Origin of the sequence: Marinomonas vulgaris, from assembly GCF_018145875.1 — a bacterium.
In the GTDB taxonomy this organism is placed as follows: domain Bacteria; phylum Pseudomonadota; class Gammaproteobacteria; order Pseudomonadales; family Marinomonadaceae; genus Marinomonas; species Marinomonas vulgaris.
Genome location: NZ_JAGSSV010000014.1, coordinates 1 through 20273, shown reverse-complemented (window position 1 = coordinate 20273; position 20273 = coordinate 1). Strand labels below are relative to the sequence as shown.

Genomic DNA, 20273 nt, shown 5'->3' with positions numbered 1-20273 from the left:
TTCTCTAGTTTTCGTTATTACGTTAGGCCTTAAGACCTAACGCATACATTTTCTGGATCAAAAATCGAGTCAGATACGACGATGGCAGAATAAGGTTTCCCTATGATTTCTACCGACATTTGCGAACCTTCAGCGGCATAGGCAGGATCGATAAAGCCCATAACGATGTTTTTGTTCACTCGATGACCGTAACCCGCAGAGGTAACAGTACCGATTACTTTTCCATCAATGCAGATGGAATCACCTGGATGAGCGGCTGCGATATCGCAATCAACCGTCATAGTGACGAATTTCTTACGAAATGGTTGACCTTGTTTTGCCAGTAGCGCTTCTTTACCTGGAAAGCTTGGCTTATCCATTTTCACGAAACGATCTAGAGAGCTTTCGAAAGGGTCGAATTCTGTGATCAAGTCAGCTTTCCAGTGACGGTAGCTCTTCTCAAGACGCATAGATTCTGTTGCCATCAGACCGAACGGCACTAACCCGAAGTCTTTACCCGCCTCGGTTAACAGCGAATGTGTTAAGTAAAGTTGCTCATTAGGAACATGCAATTCCCAACCTAGCTCACCACTGAAGCTCACTCGCATTGCCAAGACTTCGGCATGACCGATGAAAACAGGCTTAGATGTCAACCAAGGGAAGGCAGCATTTGACCAATCAGTACGTGGAGAAAGGCTTGCCAACAAATCACGAGACTTAGGTCCAGATACCACCAAGATAGTATGGGAATTTGTCATTGGTTTGATTTCCACACCGCCCTCTTTAGGTAGGCGCGTACGTAACCAATCCATGTCGTGGTATTCAGAGGCCGCAGCAGAACCGTACCAGAAGGTATCTTCAGACAATTTAGCCAAGGTTGCTTCACCCGCCACATTGCCTTTATCGGTCAAGAAATAACACAGGCCCACACGGCCTACTTTCTTAGGCACGTTAGAACACATGAGGCTGTCTAGCCATTCAGCAGCTTTTGGCCCTTTGATTTCGTAGCGGTTGAAACCACTTACTTCCATCATGCCAACACCTTCAGTCACAGCTTTTACTTCGGCCGCTACGACTTTTTCAGTGTCTGTGAAACGGAAGCTATGTTTGAAGTCGAAGTCAGCAGAAGGTTTGAAGAACAAGGCACGTTCCCAACCGTTTACCACACCAAATTCCGCATCTTGCTGTTTAAGCACTGGGTAAATTGGTGTTGTTTTCGCCAAACGACCAGCAGGACGGAACTCATGCGGCATATGGAAGCGGAATTCATTTTGGTAATCTTCAACGGCTTTACGAGCCGTAAATTCTGTATTGGCATGACGAGTAAAACGTGCTGGATCAAGTGCCCAGGTATCCCATTCAGACTCACCGTGAACCATGATTTCAGCCAAGATCTTACCGTGACCGCCACCTTCGCCTAAACCAGCACGAAGACCGATGATAGAGTAAAGGTTATCAAAACCTGGAGTTTTACCGACCAATGGATTGCCATCGGCAGAGTAAGTGATTGGCCCATTGATAATGCTACGGATGCCAGTTCTTTCAAGGCATGGCATACGTTTAAAGACTCGTTCCATGTTGTCTAAACAACGGTCTAGATCGTCTGGGCAAAGTGCGTTGACGAAGTTTGGATCGATACCATCCATCCCCCACGTTTTACAGCGCTGCTCGTAAATACCGACCAACAAACCATCTTTTTCTTGACGGCTGTAGAAATCGTCTAGTGGGTCACGCAATAAAGGTACGCGTTTGCCAAAGTCTGCAATCTCAGGGATAGCATCTGTTAAGAAGTACATGTGTTCCATTGAGATAACCGGGTATTTCACGCCAATCATGTCGCCGATTTCGTTAACTCGGTAACCACCAGCGTTTACCACTTTTTCACAAGTGATGTCGCCGTTCTTAGTTTGTACAACCCATTCGCCGTTTGGCTTTTGGTAAACGTTTTCAACTGGGTTATGACGGTAAATTTCTGCACCCGCTTTACGAGCGGCACGAGCCAAAGCTTGAGTCAATTGCGCAGGGTCGATGTCGCCATCAAGTGGATCCCAAAGACCGCCTAGTAATTCGTGTGTTTCGATAAGAGGGTGACGTTTCGCACACTCGGCCGCATCGATCAATTCGAAATCAACCCCCATGCCTTTTGCTAAAGAAATGAAGTGGTTGTAACCATCAAGGTGATCTTGAGTAGAGGCTAGACGAATACCACCTGAAGCATGGTGGTAATTGATTGGGTGTTCTAGATCTTCTGACAGCTCTTTATAAAGCTTAATACTGTGGCTTTTAAGACCAACCATGGTTTGTACAGCACCAAAGTTAGTCACCTGTGCGGCGGAATGCCAAGTTGTACCCGAAGTCAATTCATCACGTTCGATTAAAACAACATCTGTCCAACCTTCCTTTGTAAGATGATACAGAGTACTACAACCACCGATACCACCGCCGATCACAACGACTTTATAATGCGACTTCATTTCCATCTCCTGATTACTATCAACAATAATGTTGGCTATAAATTTTTGAACTGACGCTCGTTATTGCTTCATGAAAGCGCTTTCATAATACGATAAAAATAATGTGCTTATTACAGCCACTCCATGAGAATCGATAAAGCGATAACAAACACAGTTAACCAGTTCAACAATAACTCTTTACTTAGCAAGAAAATCTTAAGTAAAAATGGAAGCGCTTCCATCTAGTGTTTTAAAAAGTACACAATTAAATACATTTTCACAAGAACAAAATTCAATCGCCCTGAGATTTTTCTCATTACTCAAGAATGCTGTGTATTGACCAATAAACCATCAACATAACATCATATTTTGAGTGTTTAGCGCATTAAAAGATCAAAAACTGTCTTCTTACTCGATTTTATTGCCTTTATTTCTACTAAGCAATCACTGTGCCTATTTATGAAAAATGATGAAAACAATGAATAAAAAATCTTTCTTCGCTATTTTAACCTCATACTCTTCGGCTCTATCGACTGTCAATTCGTTCTAAACCAGAACTTAAATGGAAGCGCTTTCATGCCGTGCATGACTATTATTTCACTTAATTTTCGACTTATTACTATAAAAACCAAACACTTACATGTTTTGAGCTGCACTTGATGCCATACTCGCTTAATTCACTGTAGACGCTCATCACCAATCTTGCAAAAAACTCATAAGAAAATGTCAAAAAGATTACAGTAGATCTTGAAAGTGCGTTTTTCACACTGCTTTATATAACTCAGAACCATTCACAAAGCATTGTCGCGCACTAACAGTGCAAATTTTAATGACAAGCTCCATCAGCATGCACCGGAATACTTTAGGACACACGCTCACTCAGCAATAGCGTGTTAGAATGAACAGCAGGATTAAGATTGCCTCGCCACGCCGGCTATGTTTTTATGGCTATTAATTAGCGAATTAGAATGAATAGGTATGAAACTTGAACAGCATTAAAACAGGAAGTCCCACTATGGGAGATGTCGCGCAAGCCGCTGGCGTTGCGCCGGTCACCGTGTCTCGTTACCTTAACGATCCTTCCTTAGTCAGTGATCGCAGCAAACAAAAAATCGGCGATGCGATTAAAGCGTTAAATTACGTGCCTCATGCTGCAGCGCGAACCCTTGCTTCCAAACGGTCTCGAATGATTGGCTGCATCGTGCCTTCATTAGACAGCAGCTTGTTTGGTCGTGCATTAGAAGTCTTTCAGAACCATATTTCTACCGCAGGCTACAACCTTATCCTTGCTTCCAATAATTATGACCACGATAAAGAGCGCGAGCATATTCACCAAATGATTTCCCATGGTGTTGATGCTCTACTGCTGATTGGTAGCTCTAGAGACGAAAGCGTTTATCAGTTATTAAACGATAAGAAAATTCCTTACATTTTGACCTGGACGGTAGACGCAAAAGAAGACCACCCCTGCATCGGCTTTAGTAATCACGATGCAGCGGCCAGCATCACTGATTACCTCATGGACTTGGGTCACAAGAAGTTCGCCGTTATTTCCGGTGCGACTCAATACAACGACCGTGCTTCTAATCGTCTCGCTGGTGTACGCTCCGCCTTGGCAAAACGTGGCCTAAGCCTATCAGACGACTGCGTTATCGAGCGTCCGTTTGGTGTCGATTCAGGTCGCGACGCCTTTCGCTTGCTCATGTCTCGCAATGACAGACCAACGGCTATTATTTGTGGTTCAGAGCCTTTCGCTTATGGGGCGATTTTCGAAGCAAAAGCCCTAGGCATAGACATACCCGGGGACGTTTCTATTACAGGGTTTGACGACATGTGGCTCGCTTCAAACATCACCCCAGGATTAACCACGGTGCGAACCCCACAACAAGATATGGGCATGCTGGCAGCAAAATACTTGGTATCCAAACTCAATAAAGAAGATACCTTGCTGCCCAGCCCTTTAGGCATAGAAATCATTGTGCGAAAATCGTGCGCACCACCAAAAGAGTAAACGATTTTGGTGATCTATTCATACTTAGGAAGAGAAGAGAAAATATTATGAGTACTATTGGTTTTTTAGGTTTGGGCATCATGGGAAAAGCCATGGCGATCAATTTGGTCAACGCTGGATTCGACGTCACGGTTTGGAACAGAAACCCAGCCAAATGCGAGGATCTTGTTGCCATTGGCGCCAAGCTAGGAACATCACCAAAAAGCGTGGCTGAACGTTGTGACATTACCATTGCGATGGTGTCAGATCCTGCCGCCGCCCTAGACATATGCAACGGCCCAGAAGGCGTCGTCGCTGGCATCGGTGAAGGTCGTGGTTACATCGATATGTCCACAGTAGACGATGACACCTCCAGTTTAATTTCAAACGCCATCACGCAAGCCGGTGGTCGCTTTTTAGAAGCGCCGGTGTCCGGCACTAAAAAGCCCGCCGAGGATGGCACCCTGATTATCTTAGCGGCAGGCGATGAATCTTTATACCAAGATGCCCTGCCCGCGTTTGACGTGATGGGCAAAATGTCACCTTACCTTGGCGAAGTCGGTCAAGGCGCGAACATGAAGCTAGTCGTCAACATGATGATGGGCGGCATGCTTAGCATTTTCAGTGAAGGCATATCACTGGGACTAAAAGCTGGCTTAACGGGTGAGCAAATTCTCGACGTGGTGAATGCTGGCGCCATGGCCAACCCTATGTTTAAAGGCAAAGGGGCCATGTTCTTAGAAGAAAACTACACCACCAGCTTTCCGCTCAAACACATGCAAAAAGACATGCGTCTTGCGGTTGCATTAGGGGACAAGCTTGATCAGCCGATGCCGACAGCGGCCATTGCCAATGAAGCGTTTAAACAAGCCTTAAAAGCAGGCTTTGGCGATGAAGACATCGCTGCGGTGTACAAAACAGTAAAGTAATCGCTGTTTCATTAAAAGCATCGCAACCACAATCTGGTGCGATGCTTTTTCATATCGGCTTAAGCCAATTTAAAACGTTTTCCTAACCAATTTCCGCCAACACCACCCACTACCATCACCACTAGAAAAATCCAGCCAGACAGAGAGAAGTTTGCGATTGGTGTGAACAAGGCCCCTACATTACAACCATTAGCAAAACGAGTACCTAAGCCCATGGCCAAACCGGCCACAATCAGCATTCCCGCTTCACGGCCACTTAATCTCAAACGAGACATACCGCTGACAAATCGACCACCAAGCAGAAGTGACACAACGGAGCCAAGCATAATACCAATGTTCTGCACATTCACTGGATGCTCAAAAAATGGCATGGTGAAAAGGCCTACTGGACGATGCGTAAAATTCGCAATCGCCATTGGATCCACACCGAATGCAATAAGAATGCGACCAATCCATGCCCCAAACGGCGTAGATGCCCCCCAACCTGATCCTGTCACACCCATCAAGAGAGTAAACAAAATCACGATTACCGCGACCCCCATACCCATAGACCAACGTTTTACAAACAAAGCTTCATAGGTTTTGAAACTAAAGAAAGGGTGCGCCGCAAAATCATAGGGGGTATTTTCTAACTGTTCTTTTTCGGACGCGGCACCAATATAAGTGTCATTTACGCGACGACTACGCTCATAACGGTGTGCCAACCAACTAACGATACCGGCAAACAACACCGTCATTAAAATGGCGCCGAGGTAGCCATCCATTGGTGTGTTAGCAAATAGATCTGGGAGGTAAACGCCTTTACCTTCGTAAGTTGACGAGGAGATAACACTTTCACGAATCCAACTCTCTTGCGCTTGCATCGGGAAGCCAAGAAATACGCCCAAACCAAAACTCAATAACACCAAGGCTGGACGCATCAAACTGCTGGAAAAATACGTCAAAACGCCAGACGCACAACAGCTAGCGAACGACATACCAAAACCAAACATCAGACCGCCTAAAATCAAACCGGCGTTAATGGGGTTCACCCATAAATTCATGTCTAATGGGTTTTGATTGTACAAGAACGCCGTTGATGCGATTGCCGATGCGGTAAACATCAACATCAGAGCGCGCATTAAACGTGTTGACCCTGAACGAACCGCGCGGTTAACACTGCCAGCAAAACCCAACGCAGAACGTGTTAGTGCGTAGCCAAGCCCAAGACCAATCATCAACCGAAAGAAAATACCTGACTCCAACGCCAAGCTTCCGAATAAAACCACTAAAATGAGCAGTACAAAACCGCTTATGTATTCTTTAACATTCATGCATTACATCCAATAGAAAAGCGCTTTACAGCATTGAGCCTGAAAAGTCGGCAATTTTAGAGTATCGGACTGTGACTACAAGATATGCTTAATACCCTTTACGCATAAGCTAATGCTGATTTAGAGGCGACAAATACATACTCGCAAGTACACAACTTGCATCGGGCAAAATCTCACTCCCCTCACCTTTAAACATCAGCTGTTGACAGTTTCCATATAGCATAAAAATTGATTATGGTATTTCCCTTATCGGGAGCATTGCTTTCAGATCCAACGATGTTAACACCAGTTATTTACTGCAACTTGCTGACTTCCATTTAAGAGTCGTCGCTGAGGATGTGAAAAGAACAGAAGAGCTGGATGCTTTGAAATCGTTCAACGTTGAAATTTTTCAAGGTTATTATTTTGCCAAGCCCTTGAGCAGTTTGAAGCCTATAACGTTTAAAGAGTATTAAAGCGGTTCCTAATGCCTATGGTTAAAACAAGATCACTTTTAAAACAATAGACATAGGAACCATGGCTTGTACACCAGAATACGCTTTTTACCCGTGTATTAAGCAATACCACTACAAACAAACACAGCTAAAGTACTTTCGATAGAAATTTTTGCAGTCTAGGATTAGATGGCGCATCAAAGAAATTCTCAGGTGTGTCCGAGACAATAAGTTCACCGTCTTCCATAAACATCACCCTATCAGCAACCTCTTTAGCGAAGCCCATTTCGTGGGTAACAACCACCATTGTCATGCCCTCTTTTGCCAGATCTTTCATGACATCTAATACTTCCCCCACCATTTCAGGGTCCAGTGCTGAGGTTGGTTCGTCAAACAACATAATATTAGGCGTCATTGCCAATGCTCTTGCAATCGCAACACGTTGCTGCTGACCACCCGACAAGTGATTAGGGTAGTTAGTTTGCCTGTCGGCAAGCCCAACTTTATTGAGTAGGTTTTCAGCGTCTTTTTTTACTTCGCTGTGTGGACGATTGGCCACTTTCAGTGGCGCAAGCATGACGTTACCCAAGGCCGTTTTATGGGGAAACAGGTTAAACCCCTGAAACACCATACCCACGTCTTGGCGTAACTTGTTAATGTCAGTAGACCTGGCATACATATCAATGCCATCAATTTCAATCGCACCACTACTGATCGTTTCAAGTTGATTAAGGGTACGAAGAAAAGTCGACTTTCCAGAGCCAGAAGGCCCCACGATAACAATCACTTCGCCTTTGTCTACATTCACAGACACATCTTTCAGTGCGTGACAGCCATTGGGATAGATTTTATTTACTTTTTCGGCACGAATGATATTTTTCATTTTGAACTCTTTCATTAATCGCTTGCAGACAGTTTTTTCTCAAGAGCTTGAATAGCCCAAGACAAACCACTGGTCAGAATAAGGTATAACGCGGCAACGGTGAACCACACTTCAAAGGGTGCAAAGCTACCACTGACCACTTCACGCCCTGCTTTAGTAAGGTCTGTGATGGAGATAACAGACACCAACGAAGAGTCTTTGATCAAGTTGATAAACTGCCCTGCTAATGGCGGTAAAGTTTGTTTAAAAGCCTGCGGCAAAATGACGTACATCATCGCCTTAGGGTAATTCATGCCGAGGGAACGTGCGGCCTCCATTTGCCCTTTGGGAATGGATTGAATACCAGAGCGAACAATTTCGGCCACGTACGCAGAGGTAAATACCGAGAGGGAAATAACCCCAGCAGTAAAGCGCTCTAAATCCAGTACCGTACCAATGAAGAAGTAAACGATAAAGATTTGCACCAAGAGCGGCGTACCACGAATCAGCTCAATATAGACAATGGATAGCTTTTTTAAAGCAGGGTTACTTGAAATCCGCATCAAGCCAATGAAAAGACCTAGAACAAGGGCAAATACCAATGACCAGGCTGAGATTTTAACCGTTGTAATGACACCATGAAGAATCGGGCCCATACGCCACTCTTCGATAGAGGCAAGGGTATCACCTTCAAAAATAAGATCGCCTTCGTAAACATTAAGAGACGAGTAGTTACCAAGTTCAACAATAACATCGCCGCTGAGGTTTTCGAGCACTAGTTGATTGTTGGCCGCCAAGACGATTTCACCGTCTTCGGGGGCATTGATCGATGATTCGGCATTGGTGGCAATGTAAGGAACAACACGTTCCCAATTCCAATTATAATCAATACGCTTACCAGATGCGTAAATAAGCCAGCAGATTGACAGTAATACCAGAACAAAAATACCGTTCCAGAACAGAGATTTAAGATTTAATTGCATGATGTACCAAGGTTTTATTGAGAGCTAGCTTTGACACTAGTTGAGAATGGATAAGTTACAGATACATAATCAGAAAATCAGCGTCACATTGTGCAACGCTGATTTTGAGTATGTGAAATTAAACGGCTATCGTCAGATTTACTGAATTTGTTTAAGCCATTTATCATCATTGAACCACTTGTCATAAATGCGATCGTAAGTTCCATCGCCTTTAATTTGACGTAAATAGGAGTTTAAGAAATTCAGTGTGTCATGGTTACCTTGTGGCACCGCCCAGCCTAGAGGCTCATAGGTGAAGGGTTCAGCAAGATGCGCCAACTGTCCTTTATTTTCCGCATTGTAAATGGCGTTGTAAGGTAAGTCATAAATAAAGGCATCAACCTTACCATTTGCCACTTCAAGCACTGCTTCTGACTGTGTCTCATACAAGTTAATTTTAGCTTTAGGTAAGTAACGTTTAGTCGCTTGCTCACCTGTTGTGCCAAGCTTTGTCGCGACTGTGTATTCTTCGCTATTCAAATCACGGTAGCTGGTCACTTTACCTTTTAGTTCTGGCGACATCAGGATAGATTGACCAATGATGACATATGGATCAGCGAAGTTAACTTGTGTATTACGCTGAGGGGTAATCGTCATGCCACCCATAATGATGTGACATTTTCCGGTTAGAAGCGTTGGGATAATGCCATCCCAAGCGGTGTTTACCGGAACGAAGTCTACGTCCATAGCGCGGGCCATTTGCTTACCCAAATCGATATCAAAGCCTATGTACTGGCCATTCTTCGCCGTCATTTCAAAAGGCATGTAACCAGAATCAAAACACACCTTTAGTTCTCCAGTATTCTTAATATCGTCCAGAATTGGATCAGCAAAGGCGGGCGCCGTTGACGCTATGGAGATGGCGGCGATGGTCAATAATTTTTTCATGAATATACTCTTGTTGATGACTAATTAAGAAAATTAATGTGCAAAGCATATATTAAAAAGTACAAGCTATACAACAAGGAAAAATCTGCATAACACAGCTTAAAAAGTTGAACTCTTAGTTGGCTTAACTCTTGTGATGGGACATTTTTGTCCTCAGTATAGAGCTCAGCCTAATAAAACCGTATCCCCATAGTTGGCATTGTTTTTTCATTAGGGCATCTAATTATAAAAATTACAGGATAGATCCAAATGAACATTTCCGCCCTTTATTGGCTCCGCCATATCGGCATTGGTGGCCGGCTTTTCCTAGCTTTCGTGTTGATATCTTCGATTACTATAGTGGCGAGTGGATTAGCGACAAACACCTATCTCAAATTAAGTGACAGACTACTCTTGTTGAAGAGTCAGGATATTCCAGGCCTAGACGCCGCTGCACGCCTTAACGATAAAAGCCGACTCATAGTGGCAACAGCTCCCCTTCTGGTTACCAGTGATGCCGCTATTTCGAGAGAAAAAGCCATGAATGAACTCAGCGTTGCCATTGGTGAGATGGATATTCTGATGCGCAACCTCCCCGACTATAATCGCTACTTTTTGGAGCTTATTACGCAGATCGAAAACAGCTTAACCCTGTTAAATCAGAGTGTGGAACGCCGCGAAGTGATCAGACGCGAACTCAGAAAACAGTCCACCGTTATTTTCCCGCAATTTCAGCAAATTATTTTTCAGATGGATCAATTACCGCGTACTGCAGAGCTTGAGCAAGTCATAAGTCGGCTTTATTACTTTGCAGGTTTGATTGAGAAAGTCAGCAACGATGTCTCCTTTAACGAATTAGATTACACTTTTTTGCGTCTTGAAAAGTTGGGAGAAGACATTGCGCAATACCTTACCTTGTTGCCTCAAGTTCCCACACCAACACGAAACGCATTGCATAATGTATTGACCATGAGTTCTAGACAAGGGGATTTGTTCAAGCTAAAAAATGAAGAACTTGATTTACATTATCAACAAAGTTTTTTACTTGAAAACAGCCAAGGGCATATTCAACAGTTGGCTGCGCAAATCAATCAATACACCAATTACACTAACACCAGCATTCGTGCCTCTTTGGATAATGCCATCAAAACCATCAAGAGTAGCATCCTTAATACCCTGTTACTTTCCCTTGTCAGTTTAAGTGTTGCTTGCGCTATTTCTTGGTTTTATGTTCGTCGTAATGTGCTGCAGCGTATCAAAGAGTTACAACAAAACATGCGTGCTATTGCCAGCTCACAGCTTGATACCAACATACGCATTGTGGGTCACGATGAAGTCACCAGCATGGCAAGAGATCTGCAGTATTTTCAACAAACCGCCAAGGAAGTAGAACGCACAAATCAAGTTCTTGCCTCATAGATAGAAGAACGCATCGCAGCAGAAGCTCAGCTAAAAGCCGCCCAAAATGAACTCATACAAGCCGGTAAACTGGCCGCCTTAGGGCAGCTTGGCGTGGGCATTACTCACGAAATAAACCAGCCACTTACGGCCATTTCGAGCCATTTACACACGGCCGGCAGGCACATGGAAAAAGGTCACCTGGAAAACGCCCAAAACAGTCTGGATAAGGTGCGTTTGTTGGTCACTAAAATCTCCCGGATTACCAAGCATTTAAAAGCCTTTGCCCGGGTAGCAGGAACAGAACTCACCCCCGTGTGCTTAGATACAGTGATCAAAGAGGCCATCGAATTGATGTCGAACCAGATCATCGAACAGGGGTGCATCCTTTATTATCAAGCGAATCACCCTACCCTTTTCGTACTGGCTGAGCCGATTCGACTAGAACAGGTCATGGTGAACCTGATCAGTAACGCAATTGACGCTCTGTCGAGCGCTCCTACAAAACATTTAACGATTGAAGTACATCAGCAAAAAAACTTAGTAACAATCGACGTAACAGACACTGGAATCGGCATTGAGGAAAAAAACCTAGAACACATCTTTGATCCTTTTGTGACCCAAAAAGAGGTAGGACAAGGGCTAGGACTCGGCTTATCCATTAGCTACAACATTGTCCAAGACTTTGGTGGTCAAATAAAGGTGCTCTCAACACCAGATAAAGGCAGCCGCTTTACCTTAGAATTAAACAAGGCAGAAAAATAAATGGCGAACAAAATAAAAATAATCATTGTTGATGACGATCCAACCATTATCGAAGCGTTGACTGAAATGCTGGAATTGGAAGGCTTTCAAGTCGCTGGGTTCAGTCTCCCAGACAAGGCGTTATCCCAACTAAGCCCACACAGCAGAGCGGTGGTACTGAGTGACGTTAGGATGCCAAAAATGGACGGGCTCAGCCTATTGGCCAAGCTACAGGCACTAGACCATGAGCTTCCTGTTTTGCTGATGAGTGGCCATGGTGATATTCCCATGGCCATCGACGCCATGAAAGAAGGCGCCTATGATTTTCTGGAAAAGCCTCTACAACCAGAGCAGCTTATTAATAAATTACAACGCGCTGTCGAAAAAAGACGGCTGGTATTGGAAAACCGCAACCTAAAACACAATATTGCGCAACAATCTGAACTGACCTCCTCCATCATAGGTGAATCGGCTGCTATCAAGAATATTCGCCAGCATATAGCGTCATTGGCACAGACCAACGTAGACACCATTATTTACGGTGAAACAGGCTGCGGTAAAGACGTGGTTGCACGCGCATTGCATCAATTTAGTTTGCGCAACAAAGGTCGTTTTATCGCCATTAATTGCGGTGGCATCAGTGAAAGTCTCATTGAAAGTGAACTGTTTGGCCACGAAGCGGGGTCATTCACTGGCGCCAATAAACGACATATTGGCAAAATTGAAGCCGCCAACGGTGGGACACTCTTTTTAGATGAAATCGAGACCATGCCCCTTCCGGTACAAATAAAGCTGCTTCGTGTTTTACAAGAACGAACCATTGAACGTGTGGGAAGTACCACCCCTATACCTGTAGAGCTAACCGTCATCGCAGCAAGTAAAGACAATCTTGCCTTGCTCGGCGAACAGGGTACTTTTCGCAAAGACTTATTTTACCGCCTCAATGTCGCAAGTTTGACTATTCCCCCCCTTAGAGATCGACCTGACGATATTTTACCGCTGTTTCATCACTACGCACGCAAAGCCAGTGAACATTTTTCTCGAGAATTACCCAGTATTACCGCTTCCTATTTGGACTACCTGATTCAACACCCTTGGCCTGGTAATGTTCGAGAATTAAAAAACGCCGCAGACCGTTTTGTGCTGGGCATCAGTGAGACGTCTCTTGCTTCTATTAAGCAAGAAGAGGACATCAATGGCAGTTACGAAGAGCGTATGGATCAATTTGAACGTCATATTTTAGAGGAAGGCTTAAAGGCAACAAATGGTATTTTAAATGATGCGGCTGAATTGTTAGACATGTCGCGTAAAACCTTATATCGAAAAATGAAAAAGCATCATCTTGATAAGCAGCAATTCAAAGCAACGGATGAACAAGGACATTAATGTCCCATTTGTTGTTTTTCGATGAGACTAAAGCGACCCAAACCAGTATTTAACTTCAATAATTCTAACGTAAACCGTTGATTTAGTTAGTATTAATTTTTTGGCATTGGCTTTGCTATAAGAAACCAGTCCTTCAGACATACAGGGCAGACTCATCTCCGACAACGGAACCTCCCGACCGGTGATAACAATAAAAAATACATCATGAGGAAACAATAATGTCTATTAAATTACTGACAGGTTTAATGCTCTCAAGCTCGTTGCTAATGGGTGCAACCGCTGCCATCGCAAATGACTGCTCTCATAGGGGCGTATTAGATGACAAGTTCTGCGATGAAGATTACGATCTTGTGGCCGACCTTCCGAAAGACTCAAACGAATGGCGCGACCCAAGCACGCTGGTTTTTACCTACACGCCAGTAGAAGACCCTGCGGTGTATAAAGACGCCTTCAGTGATTTCCAAAAGTATCTGAGCGACGTTACAGGAAAAAGAGTGGTTTACTACACGGTTCACTCCAACGCGGCCGAAGTAGAAGCACTTCGTTCTGGCCGACTCCACATTGCCGGTTTCTCAACCGGTCCAACTGGTTATGCGGTTAATCTTGGTGGCTTGGTTCCCATCGCCGTAAAAGGCACAGAAGAATCTTTCCAAGGTTATAACCTGATCACTGTTGTCCGCAATGACAGCAAGATAACCAAAATGACTGACCTGAAAGGAAAAGTCGTTGCCCACACATCAGCCTCCTCTAACTCAGGCAACCTTGCGCCTCGATCACTTTTCCCTGCTTTAGGCATCACCCCAGATCAGGATTACGAAGTAAAGTATTCTGGCAAACATGACCAATCTGTTATGGGCGTATTGTCTGGTGACTACGATGCAGCACCTGTAGCATCCGACGTGTTTAAACGCATGGTCGACGCCGAACGAATCGACAAAGAAGACTTCCGCATTATCTATACCAGTCCACGATTTCCTACCTCCTCTTTTGGCTATGCCCATGACTTAAACCCTGAGCTGGTTGCTAAGATCAAAGAGGCTTTTTTCACTTTCCGCTTCCCAGCTGAAATGCAGAAAACATTTGGCGGCGCTGACCGTTTCTTTCCTGTGACTTACAAAGAAGATTGGCAAGTTATTCGTGACATTGCCCATTCGTCTGGCACGGCTTACACGAAAACAGGACTGAAACAATTGGCTGAGGCCGATGCTGCGAAAGCAGCCAAAGCGGCGGCTAAGCGAGCAAAAGAAGCTGCATCCAACAGCCAATAACGCGCCTAGTACAATTCGCCTAGTACAACACGCCTAAGCACTTTACCTTAACCCATACACCAACAACCTGAGCCATCAGGTTGTTGGATCTGTTCGCCTGTAGGAAACCACCATGCCTGTTACTCAAAACACCGCTGAACGCGCTAATTTTCTAGAAATTAGACATTTAAAAAAAGAATACACCGCTGGCAACCCTATTTTAAAAGGGATCGATATTAGCATCACCGAGCCGGGCATCGTCGCCATTATAGGCCCATCCGGAACCGGGAAAAGTACCCTACTGCGTTGTATCAATCGACTCATCGATCCGACGGCCGGAGAGATTATATTTGATGGTGCTGACTTATGTTCAGCCAAAGGTGCACAACTTCGCATGCTTCGTCGCCAAGTCGGTATGGTGTTTCAAGAATACAACCTTGTCGAGCGCCTCACGGTGATTGAAAACGTGTTAACTGGACGCCTTGGTTATATGTCTGCCTGGAAAGCCTGGCGCAGAAACTTCAGCCAAGATGATATCAATACGGCTTTCGACTTATTAGACGCAGTTGGTTTAACCGAGCACGCCAGCAAACGTGCCGACAGTTTATCCGGTGGCCAACGTCAGCGAGTGGGCATCGCTCGTGCCGTCATGCAAAACCCTCGCATTTTACTAGCAGACGAACCCACTTCTTCTCTTGACCCCAAAACAGCGGTGGAAATCATGGAGTTATTAGAGCGCTTCGCCGAGGAAAAAAATATTCCGGCTTTGGTTAACATCCACGATGTCAAACTCGCCAGCCGCTTTGCCAAACGTATGATAGGCATGAGTAATGGGGTTGTTGTCTACGACGGCCCACCAGAAGGTATTACAGATGAGCATTTAAAACAGATTTATGGAGGTGAATCATGGCTGGTATAAACCCAAACCAACACAGAGGAAACCCGTTTAAACACAATTGGCTTGCCAGTGCCATCTGGCTCATCGTCGTGTGTTATGTGGTTTACATGTTTAATGCGATGGACCTTAGCTGGGGGCGTATCAATGAAGGCCTAGGCCACGCCGGTAACTTGCTCGGTCGTATGGTACCGCCAAATTTTAGCCGCTGGTCATTATTGTTGAGTGGCTTAATCGAAAGTCTTGAAATAGCCATCATTGCCAGTATTTGCGGTATTTTTATTTCGTTATTTATGGGGTTATTTGCCGCCAGAAACATGATGCCAAACTGGATCAGTACGCCGGTGAGAACCTTAATTGCCCTGTGCCGTACTTTCCATCCTGTGATCATCGCTATTTTGTTTGTAAAAAGTGTCGGCTTTGGTGCGCTCGCTGGTATTTTAACGCTGATCGTCGCGTCTATCGGCTTCATTGCCAAACTGTTTGCCGAGGCTATTGAAGAGATATCCTTAAAACAAGTCGAAGCGATTCGTGCAACAGGAGCAGGTTTTACCAGCATTATTTTGTTTTCTGTGATGCCACAAGTATTTGCTCGCTTTATTGGTTTCTCAACGTATCAATTGGATTCAAACTTACGCAACTCTACCATGGTTGGGATTGTCGGTGCCGGCGGTTTAGGCGGAACACTCTTTTCAGCCTTTCAACGATTTGACTACGATTTTGTCGCCGCGATCCTTATCGTGATTATTGCTTTAATCATGTTTGGCGAATTCCTTTCCAATATTGTGCGCAGTATTTTTCGCTAGACTGACCTAGGAGTCTACTTTATGAACACTATTGATCATCACTGGGAACGCTTTACCCTTAAACAAAAACTGTCTCGCTATGCGGTCTATCTCGTGCTCGTTGTGGCTTTTTTTCAATCCATACAATCTGTAGAAGTCATTCCCGAGTTTTTACTCGATGCGCCAGAACAAATGGCGGACATGTTTTCAAGAATGTGGCCGATTGACTTCGCGTACTACCCTGTTGCCGTGCATGACGCCATGATAGAAACGCTAAACATTGCCACATTAGGCACCTTAATTACCTTAATATTTGCCATTCCTCTGGCTTTAATGAATGCTAGTAACATCATTAGTTCTGCTTGGAGTCATTGGATCGCACGCTTCTTTCTTGTGTCTTCGCGTTCGGTAAACTCGCTGGTTTGGGCGTTACTTTTTGTGTCTATCTTTGGACCTGGTGTTATCGCAGGGGTGTTGGCCATTGCTTTTCGATCCATCGGCTTCGTTGGTAAATTGCTGGGAGAAGCTATCGAGGAGGTCAACATGGGCTCCATTGAAGCGCTAAAAGCGACAGGCGCCTCTTGGATGTCGATTCTGATCAAAGGCTACTGGCCACAAATATTACCGGCCTTCTTTAGTATTGTTCTCTTTCGTTGGGACATTAATGTCCGTGAGTCGGCCGTATTAGGGTTAGTAGGTGCTGGTGGCATTGGGGTTGTCTTGGATGATTCTATGAATTTATTTCAATGGGATCGTGTTGCCATATCACTTCTTGCCATTTTCGCCATTGTCATCCTAGCTGAAATTGTTGTGGTGGCCATTCGCAAACGTTTAATTTAACAACACCATTCGAGTCTTCACTGGAGAAAACACTTGCACACCTCAAAAGCAGGTGTTTTCTTTTGACCACATTTCATCAATGTCTGCTGAGTTTTGCCCTTATGAACCACCTTTGATAGGGTTGATAACGATCGTATGCCCAATTAAACACAATGGTATAAACAAAAATAAAAATCAAAAAACCAGCTTCTAATGCAATGGCCGCTAACCAAGTGATGCCTAAATACCAAGCCATGAACGGTAAGGTGACAAACAACATGCCAAATTCGAAGCCAAAGGCGTGCAATATACGAGTCACTAAGCCCCTTTCAAGACGGTTGTAACCTATAACCTTGTCGAAGACTATGTTGTAGATGTAGTTCCAAAGCATTGCAAAAAGCGATAAACCAATACCCACTACTGTCATTTTCGCCGCATCAACGCCACCTATTATTACCATTAAGGGAATGGCCAGCATCAGCGCTAATACCTCAAAAAGAATGGCCTGAAAAACTCTTTCTACTGTTTTCATATTGGATTCACACCTGCATATTAGTGACTAGACGTGTATTTTCATCCATTATTAAGGTATTAAATAATCAGATAGTATCTGGAAAAACGATATGTTTAGTGTTGAACAGTTACAAGCCTTTGTTACCACGGTCGAGACAGGGTCTTTCTCAGCAGCAGCAAGGCAATTAGGCAAAGCCCAGTCGGTTGTGAGTCAACATATCATTAACTTGGAGATAGACTGTAACACCCCCTTATTTGAACGTACTGGCCGCTACCCTACTCTAACGGCAGAAGGTAAAACCTTGCTGCCGCAATCCATTGCCTTACTACAGCAACATCAACGCTTCACCAATTCTGCTTTAGGTTTGCATCAGCCTATACCTGATGACATTACGATCGCGCTTGACGAAGGTATTCCACTTAAAACCATTGCAAAAGCGATTACCAACCTTGAAACAAAGTACCCAAATTTATCCCTGGAGTTTTTGAGTGCATCAAGCCTAGACATCATCGATATGTTAAAAAACGAACGTGCCATCACGGGTATTATTTTCAGTGAATTAGACATCCCCAGTTACCTTGATTATGAGTGTCTTGGGGCAATTAAATTTGATTTGTACATTGCCAAGTCTCACCCATTAGCCAATCAGGTCTGTAAAAACATTGACAACCTACGCTTGCACCGTCAGCTTCTGCTGCGCTCTCGAACTACTCAGACAAGCAGCTTTCAATTTAAAATAAGCCCTGATATTTGGTATTCAGACAATTATTTTGTGTTACTCGAATTGGCTATCCAAGGTTATGGGTGGTGCTTGCTTCCCAGCCATGTCGCTTTTGATGAAGTAAACAAAGGCAGCTTAATAAAACTTCCTATTGAATTTAAAGAAATGGGGTGGATGGCCAATATTGACGTGCTTCAACATCAAAAACACAGCAGCCTTGAGGTCTTTAGAGACCTAAGAACATCACTACGTAATCTCTTATAATGGGTTAGCAAAACCAGCCTTAACAGGGTCTAAATCATGACACCAGAAATCTTTATAAAACGACAATGCAAAGCCAAGACAGTGCAACGAGCGTCTTTAATCCAGTCATTATGGAGCGGGTACGGAGAAGTCGCGCGCTATTCACTGACTGGTCTTAATGCGCCCTCTTTTGTCATTGCCAAACACTGCACATTTCCTTCGGACATTAAGCACCCTAGAGGCTGGCATTCAAACGTCGGCCATGCTCGAAAAGTCCGCTCATACGAAGTGGAACAAAATTGGTATCAACACTGGTCGTCCCGTTGCAACCCATTGGCGCGTATTCCTCACTGCTATGGGAGTTTTCACGATGAACACACAGGACAAAGGCTAACACTGCTTGAAGACTTAGACGCGGCTGGGTATTCCGATCGATATACAGGTTTTAATATTGACCAGATTCTTGCCTGCATTCAGTGGTTAGCTAACTTCCATGCTGGCTTTATTCACTTATCTCCTAATGCCAGTTGGCCACAAGGATTGTGGAAAAAAGGAACCTATTGGCATCTTGATACAAGACCAGATGAATGGGCCGCAATGGCCGAAGGCGAACTTAAAAAAAACGCGTCAAAATTAACCCATTTCCTTGATAATGCTCGTTACAAGACTCTTGTGCACGGTGATGCCAAAGTCGCTAATTTTTGTATTTCACCTCTTACCAACAAAGTAGCCGCCGTTGACTTTCAATATGTTGGCGGCGGCGTTGGCGTACAAGACCTGGTGTACTTTCTAGGTAGTGCTCTTTCAGAGAAAGAGCTGATTCAGCATAGTGACTATCTGCTATCTCATTATTTTGCAGAATTAAGTAGTGAGTTAATGGCACAAGGAGAGTCTCAAGCCTTAGCACATGCGGTTGTGGAAGAGTGGCAATGCTTGTTCACCATTGCATGGGCTGACTTCCATCGTTTTATTCTGGGCTGGTCGCCAACTCATCCTAAAAACACACTTTTCAGTCAGCAACTCACAGCACAGGCGCTTGAAAAATTAAAACATATGGCTTAATGCCTTTTCGACACACAGTCATTAATGAAATCTCGACAATAAAAATGGCTCTAAATTCTTGATATCATTTGCATGCATGTGTTTTTCAGCCTTTCATACAGAGGCTAGATCGCCAAGATCAATAATCATACAGCTCACTAGAGATTGGTCACCAAACTCGCTTTTAATACGTGTTATTGCTTCTTCTGACTTTTTTGGGTTTCGATTTAGCATAACCACCCTAGCCCCTTTAGACACCAGTAGGTAAGTCGCCTGAAAACCTGCATGAAAAATTGATAAAAAAATCAGGCGACGCTCATTTTTTAGCTAAAACACCCTAAAAAATGTACTCAATAACAGGTTTTTTTAGGGGGCAAATTTTCACTTTGGTCACAAGTTGGTCACATGGGGGTCACATTGAGTAAAATAGACTAGATAATGACTGACTATTGACTTTTAGAAAACAGGTTTTATTGTAACAGAAAGATTTGGATAACTCTGAAAGGCTTGGTATTACTGAGTTTCGAGGCTTTATGAATTGCTTGAAATACTGACAAAAAGTTGGTGGGTGTGGAGGGGTTCGAACCCCCGACATTCGCCTTGTAAGGGCGACGCTCTCCCAACTGAGCTA

At 44.2% G+C, this 20273-nt stretch carries 18 protein-coding genes; 12 read left to right on the top strand and 6 right to left on the bottom strand.

The window, feature by feature from the left end:
* Positions 1-29 precede the first annotated feature (29 nt).
* On the bottom strand, positions 30-2453 hold the full coding sequence (locus J9B83_RS11150) for a GcvT family protein (protein WP_211536823.1): 2424 nt from the start codon (positions 2451-2453) through the stop codon (positions 30-32).
* 994 nt (positions 2454-3447) lie between these two features.
* Here J9B83_RS11150 and J9B83_RS11145 point away from each other — a divergent pair.
* Positions 3448-4443, top strand: coding sequence for a LacI family DNA-binding transcriptional regulator (locus J9B83_RS11145; RefSeq protein ID WP_211536822.1), 996 nt, complete (start codon positions 3448-3450; stop codon positions 4441-4443).
* Between the two features lie 47 nt (positions 4444-4490).
* On the top strand, positions 4491-5351 hold the full coding sequence (locus tag J9B83_RS11140) for an NAD(P)-dependent oxidoreductase (protein ID WP_211536821.1): 861 nt from the start codon (positions 4491-4493) through the stop codon (positions 5349-5351).
* A 59-nt stretch (positions 5352-5410) separates the two neighbouring features.
* Here the strand turns inward: J9B83_RS11140 and J9B83_RS11135 are convergent, their stop codons facing one another.
* Positions 5411-6664 (bottom strand): YeeE/YedE family protein, encoded by a 1254-nt coding sequence (locus tag J9B83_RS11135; protein WP_211536820.1) that lies wholly within the window; start codon positions 6662-6664, stop codon positions 5411-5413.
* A gap of 221 nt (positions 6665-6885) precedes the next feature.
* On the opposite strand from J9B83_RS11135, the gene J9B83_RS16095 reads away from it, so the two are divergent.
* Entirely contained in the window at positions 6886-7119 is a 234-nt protein-coding gene (locus J9B83_RS16095) for an EAL domain-containing protein (RefSeq protein ID WP_211536865.1), read from the top strand.
* Positions 7120-7246: 127 nt separating this feature from the next.
* On the opposite strand, the gene J9B83_RS11125 is transcribed toward J9B83_RS16095, so the two are convergent.
* From J9B83_RS11125 to J9B83_RS11115, 3 genes are all read right to left on the bottom strand, one after another.
* Positions 7247-7981, bottom strand: coding sequence for an amino acid ABC transporter ATP-binding protein (locus J9B83_RS11125; protein WP_211536819.1), 735 nt, complete (start codon positions 7979-7981; stop codon positions 7247-7249).
* Positions 7982-7995: 14 nt separating this feature from the next.
* On the bottom strand, positions 7996-8943 hold the full coding sequence (locus J9B83_RS11120) for an amino acid ABC transporter permease (RefSeq protein WP_211536818.1): 948 nt from the start codon (positions 8941-8943) through the stop codon (positions 7996-7998).
* Positions 8944-9081: 138 nt separating this feature from the next.
* Entirely contained in the window at positions 9082-9870 is a 789-nt protein-coding gene (locus tag J9B83_RS11115; RefSeq protein WP_211536817.1) for a transporter substrate-binding domain-containing protein, read from the bottom strand.
* A gap of 249 nt (positions 9871-10119) precedes the next feature.
* On the opposite strand from J9B83_RS11115, the gene J9B83_RS15765 reads away from it, so the two are divergent.
* The 7 genes from J9B83_RS15765 to phnE (J9B83_RS11085) all read left to right on the top strand — a co-directional run bounded on the left by J9B83_RS15765 (position 10120) and on the right by phnE (J9B83_RS11085) (position 17144).
* Complete coding sequence (locus J9B83_RS15765; protein WP_236037256.1) at positions 10120-11268, top strand: HAMP domain-containing protein; 1149 nt, start codon at positions 10120-10122, stop codon at positions 11266-11268.
* Between the two features lie 165 nt (positions 11269-11433).
* A complete protein-coding gene (locus J9B83_RS15760; protein ID WP_328797732.1) occupies positions 11434-12012 on the top strand; it encodes a sensor histidine kinase in 579 nt (192 codons plus the stop codon).
* On the top strand, positions 12013-13377 hold the full coding sequence (locus tag J9B83_RS11105) for a sigma-54-dependent transcriptional regulator (RefSeq protein WP_211536816.1): 1365 nt from the start codon (positions 12013-12015) through the stop codon (positions 13375-13377). It abuts the gene before it with no gap.
* Between the two features lie 218 nt (positions 13378-13595).
* The gene (phnD, locus tag J9B83_RS11100; RefSeq protein WP_211536815.1) at positions 13596-14645 is read left to right on the top strand and encodes a phosphate/phosphite/phosphonate ABC transporter substrate-binding protein; all 1050 of its coding nucleotides are present in this window, start codon (positions 13596-13598) and stop codon (positions 14643-14645) included.
* A gap of 112 nt (positions 14646-14757) precedes the next feature.
* Complete coding sequence (gene phnC / locus J9B83_RS11095; protein ID WP_211536814.1) at positions 14758-15543, top strand: phosphonate ABC transporter ATP-binding protein; 786 nt, start codon at positions 14758-14760, stop codon at positions 15541-15543.
* Entirely contained in the window at positions 15531-16325 is a 795-nt protein-coding gene (gene phnE, locus J9B83_RS11090) for a phosphonate ABC transporter, permease protein PhnE (RefSeq protein WP_211536813.1), read from the top strand. The genes phnC and phnE (J9B83_RS11090) overlap by 13 nt, the downstream gene beginning before the upstream one ends.
* Before the next feature lie 21 nt (positions 16326-16346).
* Positions 16347-17144 (top strand): phosphonate ABC transporter, permease protein PhnE, encoded by a 798-nt coding sequence (phnE, locus tag J9B83_RS11085; RefSeq protein ID WP_211536812.1) that lies wholly within the window; start codon positions 16347-16349, stop codon positions 17142-17144.
* Between the two features lie 76 nt (positions 17145-17220).
* Here phnE (J9B83_RS11085) and J9B83_RS11080 read toward each other — a convergent pair whose 3' ends face one another.
* Positions 17221-17655 carry a PACE efflux transporter gene (locus J9B83_RS11080; RefSeq protein ID WP_211536811.1) on the bottom strand — a complete coding sequence of 145 codons (435 nt, stop codon included), beginning with the start codon at positions 17653-17655 and terminating at the stop codon, positions 17221-17223.
* Between the two features lie 91 nt (positions 17656-17746).
* Here J9B83_RS11080 and J9B83_RS11075 point away from each other — a divergent pair, with 91 nt between their 5' ends.
* Both J9B83_RS11075 and J9B83_RS11070 read left to right on the top strand, forming a co-directional pair.
* Positions 17747-18622, top strand: coding sequence for a LysR family transcriptional regulator (locus J9B83_RS11075; protein WP_211536810.1), 876 nt, complete (start codon positions 17747-17749; stop codon positions 18620-18622).
* A gap of 36 nt (positions 18623-18658) precedes the next feature.
* Positions 18659-19663: an oxidoreductase family protein gene (locus J9B83_RS11070; protein ID WP_211536809.1), complete on the top strand. Its 1005-nt coding sequence runs from the start codon at positions 18659-18661 to the stop codon at positions 19661-19663.
* Positions 19664-20273 lie beyond the last annotated feature (610 nt).